Raw genomic sequence first — 8,838 nt, 5'->3', positions numbered from 1 at the left:
TTATCGAATGTTGAATCTAGCACGTTTAAAAGCAAGTCAATTCGTTTCAAAGTAATCTCCTCCCTAAATAGTTAGAGTTTCAAAAAAATCCTTATAACTCTGTTGAGATTCTACATTTTTAAATAAACATCCTGCTTTTTAACTACCCTGCTAATCTTATTCCAAAATCTGGTCCGATTGCGGAATAAAAAACGTCCAGCATATCATACAGGACTTTTAATCAAACTTTATTGTAAATCAACAAGGAGATAAAGCATCGCGACTTTTTTAGAAACGTCGTAACTTTATTTAAAAGCCACAACGAGTATTGATGTGTAATATTTTAAAAAATAGCACAGGAGAAAGCCCCCCTTGGGGCTTTTTACGTAGAAATCTACACAGCAAACCGCGAATTATATATGCAAGATTTTATGCAGACTACAGAAACAGCTGCTACCGTCAAACACAGTCGCGGCGCGGTTGCATGAAATCCTGTATACAGTGAAGCCATTTGAGGAACGACAGATCCTTGCCCCACAAGGGCTGCGGCGCAAACGTCACTGTTGATAATGATGCGTTATGTTAACCAAACATGTATAGGATATACATCAAAATTAACCTGTATTACTAATATTTTTATGTCATAATGAGAGAAAATTCATATTGCGAGGGATTACATTGATTAAAGCTATTTTAAATATTGAGGGATTACTTGTATTGCTCTTGAGCATCTTTATGTATTTCTATCACTACCATTTTAGCTTGATGTGGTTTTTGATACTTTTGTTCGCTCCTGATATTTCTATGCTAGGTTATATTGTTAATTCCAGGATAGGAGCAACTTTATACAATATATTTCACTCTTATATCTTACCTATCTTGTGCATCATATTAGGAATGCTATTCACAAACAATATAACTATTATGTTAGGACTAGTCTGGACCGCACATATAGGAATGGATCGTGTCTTAGGATATGGATTAAAATATAATAATTCTTTTAAAGAAACACATTTACAAAAATTAACCTAATGTTTTTACTTCCGCTAACGATAATTATGTAAATAGGCTGTCCATATGGGCGGCTTATTTTATTTCTTTTGCTTAGCGTGGTTTTTTTCCAAAATGCTGGCGGTACCCCTAAAGGGAGTTTTCAAATTACTTGTTCGGCAAAAATAATCAACTTCCTAGAATGATAAATTAACCTGATTAAAAAAGCGCATAAAACAACAGTAAGCGACCTCGATCATCCTCTTAGGAATCACAAGGTCGCTTACACTATTTCTTCATTCATGGTATTCGTAATCCTTTCTGTTCATTGCAAATGAACGATGATGTTATCCCTTTCTTTATTAATTTTGATAAAAGCAAATTTTTATCAAAATAATAAGGTATAGAAGGTATTCTAGAAAAAAGATCTTACTTTTACTACCCAGCATTTACTAGATACGCTTTCGCCTTCCACTACTCTGGTGGTACCACCCTCTTTTTCAATAGATTTTGGTTTTATACCCTGTACATCATTTGTACATTCGCCTTGCTCTATCCCACTGGATTCACCTTCTTTTTTGATATGTATGTTTTGCTTATACTTATCATACATCCAGGGTCGAATTTTGTAAATACTAAAAATTATAAATTTTCTAAAAATTCAGAATATATTGTAAATAAGTGGTAATTGTAAATGGTTACCATATGATTATAGTTTACATACATTGAAATGAATTTGCTCATGATATAGGTATCGGGTACGTAACGGTTGAGCCCAGATCTATATATGGTTCATAACAGAGGTGTATATAGGTCGGTCAAAGATTGTATACAGGTCATTAGTTCATATAAACTATGTGGTTTGTGTGCAGTCGGAGAGAAGATTCTATTCGGTGGGGAAAAGGTTCATTGTAGTCGTATGCTAGCTGCTATGATTACAATGAGGTTCCAACTTATCGGATAGGGTCGAGCTAAGATCGTGCTGGGTACCGCAGGCTTTAGAGAGCAATTTAGCTCTTATAAGGCTAACGGTCATATATAGCCGAAAGGTTATATATGGTTGTACAGGTATTTTGTACGGTCGAACGAACCATTAGTATGAGTGGTGAACTGCTTGTTTATAGTCGAAAGATTGTAGGTGGGTAATAAACTATTTATATTAGTGCAAGGTAGATCGTTACGTGCTCGTGTTGTTCTAAAATTTGATACATAAAATCGAGTATTTAAATTATATTGAAAAGCAAACGAGATCTAATAAGATCTCGTTTTTATTTTAGGTGTCATTTTTTAAAAAAGATCGAAGAAGAGCATAAGAGGTTTTTGATATCACTTAACGGGGTAGCACCAGCAAAACGCGGTAAATATACGTTAGGACAAATATTGTAAATAATCGTAACCAAAAACGTTTAAATATCGCTTTTGTGGTTATTTGTTTTTAGTTATGGTTTTGGATATACGGAATTGTTATACGAAAAGGAAAATAAAAGTACCACTTAAAATCACCAAAACGAAGGTTTATGTTGGAAAAATCCCTTAGCGTATAAAAAATGCGGTTTTTACTTCCAAAAAAATGTCTTAGCGTATGTTTTCCGCGAAATGTTGGCGGGACCCCTAGCATTTTTCACAATTTATTTATCTGTTTGTTTTTGCTTCTTTTTCAAATACTCCGCACGCAATTTTTCAATTTGCTGCTTTTTATCAAATTTGGCAGGCGTCTGTTTTTCATGAAACTTTGTCACAGCTACCTGACTTTTGTAATCCAATTGATACTTTCCCACTTTGTTCACCTACTTTTCTTATCTTTAAAGAGAATCTATTCAACAAATATAATATACCTTATTTTACTGAAGTAAACCTTATTACTTTATTAGTTTCCTACAACAAGAACTATGTTGACTAAAATGAAGACCGCGCGGTCTTCATTTTTTTGTACACAGCTTATTGAGGGTCTTACTGCAACATCGGTTCTTCTATGTTGTAGTAAATGAGGTCATATGTTGTACAAAAAAAGAATAGATCAAGCACATAATCTCTGCTTGTATCTATTCTCCTCATTCCCTCTCTTATAAAAACTATAATATTATATAAGAGATGTAGTCTTAATCGAGAATACCCTGTTTTTTCTGTTACTTAATAAAATCATTTTACTAAAGGGGATTTTTATAAGCTTTTAAACATATTAAATTCCAATAATAGGACGTTATGTTAACCGACCATGAATATCTATTCATCAATATTTTTTATGATTTTACTTTTTGATCTAAAAGTATCTCCAATTTTTTTCTCACCTACATACCAATAAACATATTTTTACTATTAGGACCCCAATTTTCTCCCATGAAACCTGACATTCCCTCTAAGTTAACGAAGCATGGAAGCACAGTATACATTACGCCCTGCATTGCATTAACTCTAAAAGTTATAACAAATCTCATTTTTGAATTATCAACGGGTGCTATCATTCCCATATCTGGACGTATAGCGTTTTCTGCCATAAGTGCCTCTTTCATTCCTACACTAGCAATACCGACGGGGCCCATATTACTTCTAATCCAATAATTCGAAACATTTGTTGCAGATGCCAAATCAGTTGGTTTATCATAAGTCATTAAAATTTGATTAGAAGAAATTTGTCTAGCCTCAAGAAGTATCGGGTGAGCGACCATTTGGCGAGGGTAATAAGTAAACATAGTATTCCTCCGTTGTTTTTTGAAATAGATAAATTACCCAGATAATATATGCAGATTTTTGATTTGAGTTCACGATAACGAATTCGAGCGTTGCGTTTGGTAGAACCCAAAATAATAGGACCTTATATAGACTTCACATGTATACCCATTCATTGTTCTTTCTTCAACGAAATGGCAGAATAATTCAATAAACCCCGTTCTTTTTCGCTTTTCTGACCTACAATTGGGCTAGGTACTCATCTATGTTAACTAAAATGAATATCTTATTGTTGAAACCATATTAATTACGGAGGAATTAGCATGGGATACTTTGTTACTGTAGAGTCAGGTGTAAATCTATATGTGGAAGATATTAACCCAGGGGGTAACAAGACCATAGTGTTTATACATGGTTGGCCATTAAGCCATAAACAGTTTGAGTATCAGTTTGATGTTCTTCCCGCAATGGGTTACCGCTGTATTGGCATAGACTGGAGGGGCTTTGGTAATTCGGATAAGCCAATGAACGGCTACAACTATGACCGATTGGCAGATGATATTCGCTCCGTTATTGATGCACTTCAATTGAAAAACTTTACACTAGCGGGTCACTCTACAGGTGGGGCTATCGCTATTCGTTATATTGCTCGACATAATGGTTATGGAGTATCTAAACTTGTCCTTATAAGCGCTGCCGCTCCTGTAGGTTTTACAACAGAAACTGCTAATAAATTTCTTAAAGAAACATTAAATGATCGCCCTAAAATGATGCAGGAAGTAACAGATAGTTTTTTCTTTCAGTATATAACTGGCCCATTCTCGAACTGGTTTTTTCAAATGGGATTACAGGCGGCAGGTTGGTCAACCGCCGCAGTCGTAGTTATGCTAAGAGATGAGAAGCTATATACTGATTTGCTAAAAATATCAGTTCCTACTTTAATCTTGCACGGCATTCACGACAAAGTAATTCCATTTGCACAAGCTCAAGAACTAAATCAAAAAATAAAAAATTCACAGCTTGTTCCGTTTCAATATAGTGGTCATGGTCCTTTCTGGGAAGAACGTGACAAGTTTAACCAACTATTGACACAATTTATTTAGTTAAAAATTTGACCTTAATTCAAATAAATGGAGAACGATAGCACAATAATCGGGTACCCTTTACGGACAGTAAAATCTTTGCTGTAATTATTATGCTCGATTCATTGTTCAACGAAAGAATGCTTGAGTTGAATAAGAAAGTAAAAAAACAAATCAAATAATTTCCGATAACGATAATTATGTGAACTAAAGGTAGCTTTGTTAAAAAGATATAAATGCGGTTTTAATGCAACAGAACCGAAACAGTTTCTGTTATCAACAAAAAGATAAAATTTTAGTCAATTTTGTCTAAAAGAAAACTATGCATCCATCGATTTCATGGTCGATATTCAATCGGCAAAATCGAATAAAAATTTACTTAATGTTCGTTAGGTACGTTTTACGTGTATTCACTTGATTGGATATCGACTGAAGTTTACTATGGGATAAACTTAGTGGAAAAATCATCCTAGCACTAAAAAACACGTTAGAAACCTGATTCTAACGTGTTTTTTCTCTAGTTAAATGCGATTATGGTCAGCCTTCCAATCCTTGATAGCTTTCTTAATGTCATCCGGCTTTAGCCCTTCGGCAGAGGCTTTTTTACACAAATCTGCAAACTCATTGTCGCTAGCGAATCGTAACGCGACAATTTGACCCATACTGAGGGCGGGATCGAGCAACTTTCCGGTTAGTACATAATAACGAAGGCTTTCCTCTGCTCGAATTGCCCGGTCTTGCGCCTTTAGTGCATAGATTCTTACAAGCGCTGCAACGATAACGATAATAATCATAATCAATACAAGAATAACAGCTTGAAGAATATTAGTTCCCGCATTAATAGCGCGGACCATATTTGTAATTGCACCTACCAACGTTCCTAAAACTAAAAGTGTCAATACATAATGATACACAGGATGCATACGAATATGGTTCTTATAATTTTGAGATTGCATGTATTTCCCTCCTATTCTCTATCTATCTTATTTACTCCCATTTAAATGTATAACTCGCAACGACAAACGCACCAATGAGGCATCTACAATATTAGTAGGAACACATACTACAAATTCTCCTCTGATTGTTTATAAAAAACTTCCGATAACAAGAATTATGTAAAAAGTAAAGCCGTCCTGATGGACGGTTTTTTGTATTTTTTGCTTAGCGTGGTTTTCTTCCAAAATGCTGACGACACCCCTAGATACCCTTTTTGTTACGAAATAATCCAGGTTATTTATTGTCTTTTTATAGCATAGAAAACCCTTAGCGTACGGAAATCAAGGTTTCAACTTCCAAAAAAATGTATTAACGTGGGTTTTATGTCATTTGGTTGGCGGGACCCCTTTATTAGGTTCTTGGATTTGAAGTAGTTCAACAAAAACATTTAGCATGTCCTGTATTTGAATTCGATTGTCTACAAAATGTTGCAAATTAAATCCATTAAAAATATCCATGCCTGTAATTGCTAAAGTTCTGGCATCTAATGAATTTCCAATTATACCTTCATCTTTCATTCTCTGAAAAAAATGTGTAAGGAATGATCTCCATTCTTCCATTTGGAAAATAAGCCTTTCTTTTATTAGAGGTAATTGATTAGATATCATACATCCTTGGAGGAGCATGGGAGAAGATCCTTTTTCATAAGCTTCATTTACCAAACGCATAGAATATTCTTTAAATTTATTTAGTAAATCTCGATCCTTTTCATTAAGAACTTCCTTTAAATCTTCAAAATAGAAATCAATACCTTCTTTTATCAGCTTTAGCAAGAACTCCTCTTTGTTAGGAAAATGAGCATAGAAAGCACCTTTAGAGTAACCAGCGTGTTTCACAATTTGATCAACACTTGTACTAGAATAGCCTTGCTTAGAAAACAATTCAATTCCTGATTGCATTAATTTGTTAATGGTGTTTTCTGATTGTTTCTGATGATAAATTCCCATAGCAACCTCCTTTTTAAAAGACTGAATATTTAATTAATAATAACACATTCTTCATCATATAATAAATTGATTAATACCGACTAGTTAGTATTAAAAAATAATATTTATAAAGGAGTTGATTGGGGTACGGAAATGATTCGAGGAATGAGGGTAGCACTTAAATTCCTTATGAATTAAGCCTATTTTCCTTTTTGGGGGATAGGCAAAGATATCCATCTAGGAGGGATTTTTTTGAAGAAAATAGTTATTACATTACTGACTTTTGTCTTGACGATCATTCCTATTACTGCTTTTGCCGATACGACATCAACCTCAGTTTCAAAACAAACGCCTTCAACAGAGAGTATGGTTCAATTAAAAGACTTGCCTGTTATGATTGATGGTGTTAAATATGCACAAGATGATTCGCATGTAAAGAATGTAACCCAGTTTGTTTTCGATGACGCTGCAAAAGCAGAGGGAGTAGTCTATGGGTTTACAAATCAAGACCGTTTAAATGATCATTTGCAGAGTGCTGTTGTTGAGCGTAAAAAGGATACTAAGAACAATACGATTACAGCCCAAGCTGTTTATTATAAATCGTATTTTTATCAACATTCTAATTACGGAGGGAGTTACTTTGGAGCTTCCAGTAATATTAGCTATGTCGGATCAACTTGGAACGACAAAATCTCTTCGTTGAAGGCGGGTTACAATCATAACTGGACAGTTATGTGTTGGGATAGTAACTACAGAGGGGCAAGATTCTGGGTGCAATCCGGTATCAATGTCAGCTATGTCGGATCAACTTGGAACGATGAGGCGTCTTCCATCTTCTTTACTAATTAGACTGAAGGAATAACCATATTTTTTGTGAGAATCTTGCTTATGCAGGATTCTTTTTTGTTGTTTGTTTCAGTACTTTTTAGTACAAGGCCCAGTACCAGCGTTCTTGTAATCAGGGGCAAAATAGAAAATAAGTATACAAATCCGCTTGATATACAAATGTTTTGTAGTAACAAAAAGGATTGCTTATGTTACAAAACAAACTACTTTGCCCCTAAACGTAGCTACGCTGGTACTGGGCCTAAATATGGATATGTATTAGCATTTAAATTGTGATGTAAAAGACTCCTTTTTTATTTTTAGATTGAAATATTTGTGGAATCTTGCCTGGTGGTGGGATCTTTTTTTATTGGGGCAAATACATGTGTTTTGTAGTAACAAAAAGGTTACCAATTAATAATGTTAGGGATACTGACGGCAAAACGCAGATTTTATATGCCAAAGATATACAGGATTTCATGCAGGCTGTGAGAACGATTTGAACTGTCAAATGCTGTTCTCACAGGAATGTATGAAATCTTGCATACAGAGAAGGGAACACGCAGGTGGCGGATATCTGGTGATCACAGTATTAGATTCAAAAAAACGATCTCTGATTATGCAAAAGCCCAGACGCTTCTAAAGTAAGACTGAACGATACGATTACGAAGGTCAGGCGCAGTGTTTTAATATAGGGTTGGAGTCGGAGGAGAACAATGGAAGGAAACAATATCGCTTAAAGCAACCGAATAATGATTCCATCTTCCGCCGAAAAACCTATAGCCATAAACTCTTGATTCCCCGACAGTCGTCAAAAAAAACCAGAAATTGTCTCCGTTTCTAAGCCACATATACGTGAAACGATACAAACAATGTTGAAGACCCCAGGGATTCAGGGCATAGGGTGGCATTTGTCGTATATATACCATGATTCTAGGTTCACTCCTTATTGAAATTAGACTTATAACCAGTTTATGCTCAGGGTCAAAGCTTAGATTGGATGTATGCCTAAGTAGCCCACCTAAATTCAAATATGAATGAAAAAGCTTATATGAAATTGTTTAAGGATTGGGCAACTATTTTTATTGAGAACGGTATCTCTAATCCAAAGGAAATTATGAACAGTGTAAATAAGCCATGGAGTTGTTCAACTAACGGGTGCGATACTTCAACAAGGGTATCACATTGACTTCCGCTTTCGAGAATTACGTCGACTAAAATGAAGACCGCGCGGTCTTCATTTTTTTGTACACAGCTTATTGAGGGTCTTACTGCAACATCGGTTCTTCTATGTTGTAGTAAATGAAGTCATATGTTGTACAAAAAAAGAATAGATCAAGCACATGATCTCTGCTTGTATCTATTCTCCTCAT

Annotated in this window: 7 protein-coding genes; 3 read left to right on the top strand and 4 right to left on the bottom strand. The window is 34.9% G+C overall.

Translation table 11 applies throughout. The features are described 5' to 3' along the window. Window positions 1-657: 657 nt before the first annotated feature. Complete coding sequence (locus CN326_RS21655; RefSeq protein ID WP_098311042.1) at window positions 658-1,011, top strand: DUF4260 domain-containing protein; 354 nt, start codon at window positions 658-660, stop codon at window positions 1,009-1,011. Between the two features lie 1,586 nt (window positions 1,012-2,597). Here the strand turns inward: CN326_RS21655 and CN326_RS24790 are convergent. Together CN326_RS24790 and CN326_RS21640 are read right to left on the bottom strand one after the other, a co-directional pair. Further along, window positions 2,598-2,747 (bottom strand): hypothetical protein, encoded by a 150-nt coding sequence (locus CN326_RS24790; RefSeq protein WP_098311040.1) that lies wholly within the window; start codon window positions 2,745-2,747, stop codon window positions 2,598-2,600. A 510-nt stretch (window positions 2,748-3,257) separates the two neighbouring features. Continuing rightward, window positions 3,258-3,659 carry a hypothetical protein gene (locus CN326_RS21640; RefSeq protein ID WP_098311039.1) on the bottom strand — a complete coding sequence of 134 codons (402 nt, stop codon included), beginning with the start codon at window positions 3,657-3,659 and terminating at the stop codon, window positions 3,258-3,260. 300 nt (window positions 3,660-3,959) lie between these two features. On the opposite strand from CN326_RS21640, the gene CN326_RS21635 reads away from it, so the two are divergent. Continuing rightward, window positions 3,960-4,739, top strand: coding sequence for an alpha/beta fold hydrolase (locus CN326_RS21635; protein WP_098311038.1), 780 nt, complete (start codon window positions 3,960-3,962; stop codon window positions 4,737-4,739). Window positions 4,740-5,239: 500 nt separating this feature from the next. Here CN326_RS21635 and CN326_RS21630 read toward each other — a convergent pair whose 3' ends face one another. Both CN326_RS21630 and CN326_RS21625 read right to left on the bottom strand, forming a co-directional pair. Beyond that, window positions 5,240-5,674 (bottom strand): DUF6526 family protein, encoded by a 435-nt coding sequence (locus CN326_RS21630; protein WP_098311037.1) that lies wholly within the window; start codon window positions 5,672-5,674, stop codon window positions 5,240-5,242. A 366-nt stretch (window positions 5,675-6,040) separates the two neighbouring features. Then, window positions 6,041-6,661 (bottom strand): TetR/AcrR family transcriptional regulator, encoded by a 621-nt coding sequence (locus CN326_RS21625; protein WP_098311036.1) that lies wholly within the window; start codon window positions 6,659-6,661, stop codon window positions 6,041-6,043. Between the two features lie 231 nt (window positions 6,662-6,892). On the opposite strand from CN326_RS21625, the gene CN326_RS21620 reads away from it, so the two are divergent. Continuing rightward, window positions 6,893-7,489, top strand: a complete 597-nt coding sequence (locus CN326_RS21620) for a peptidase inhibitor family I36 protein (RefSeq protein ID WP_098311035.1) — start codon at window positions 6,893-6,895, stop codon at window positions 7,487-7,489. Window positions 7,490-8,838: the final 1,349 nt, after the last annotated feature.

Source organism: Bacillus sp. AFS018417, assembly GCF_002560985.1.
GTDB classification, from domain to species: Bacteria; Bacillota; Bacilli; order Bacillales; family Bacillaceae_G; genus Bacillus_A; species Bacillus_A rhizoplanae.
Note: the sequence above shows the minus strand (reverse complement) of the source record. Positions and strands in the feature narration are given on the sequence as shown.